The 770-nt window shown below is 69.7% G+C and carries 1 protein-coding gene; it reads left to right on the plus strand.

The annotated features are described in order from the left end of the window. Positions 1-770: catechol 1,2-dioxygenase (gene catA / locus LVY72_RS24125; protein WP_237827474.1), on the plus strand; the 770-nt coding region annotated here is incomplete at both ends.

The following is a 770-nucleotide window of genomic DNA, read 5'->3' on the forward strand; positions in this document are numbered from 1 at the left end:
GCCTCCGGAAGCCGGGCCACCGAGCGGTTCCGCGAGCACAAGCAGTTTGCCGCCGGCGTCAGCCAGGAGCGGGTCAACCTGCTCGCGTCCCGCCTGGTCAAGGCGGTGAACGACACGGTGCTGGAGGAGAAGGTCACCTACGACGAATACAACGCGTTCAAGGCCTGGCTGATCAAGGTCGGCGAGGACGGCGAATGGCCGCTGTTCCTGGACGTGTGGGTGGAGCATTCGGTGGAGCAGGTGGCCAATGAGCACCGCGAGGGCTCCAAGGGCTCGATCGAGGGACCCTACTACGTGCCCGACGCGCCGCAGCTGCAGTCCCCGGCGACGCTGCCGATGCGGGAGGACGAGGCCGGCACCCCGCTGCTGTTCCAGGGCCGGGTCACCAACGTCGACGGCGAACCGCTGGCCGGGGCACATGTGGAGATCTGGCACGCGGACGATGCCGGCTTCTACTCCCAGTACGCGCCGGGACTGCCGGAATGGAACCTGCGCGGGACCGTGGTCGCCGACGCGGACGGCTTCTACCAGATCAACACCATGCAGCCGGCGCCGTACCAGATCCCCACCGACGGCGCCTGCGGGCAGCTGATCGCCGCGGCCGGCTGGCATGCCTGGCGCCCGGCGCACCTGCACCTGAAGGTCTCCGCGCCCGGGCACGAGCTGCTCACCAGCCAGCTCTACTTCACCGGCGACGCGCACGTGGAGGACGACATCGCCTCGGCCGTGAAGCCCGAACTGATCCTGGACCCCACGCCGCGCGCGGACGG

The organism is Arthrobacter hankyongi, from assembly GCF_022012395.1.
In the GTDB taxonomy this organism is placed as follows: Bacteria; Actinomycetota; Actinomycetes; order Actinomycetales; family Micrococcaceae; genus Crystallibacter; species Crystallibacter hankyongi.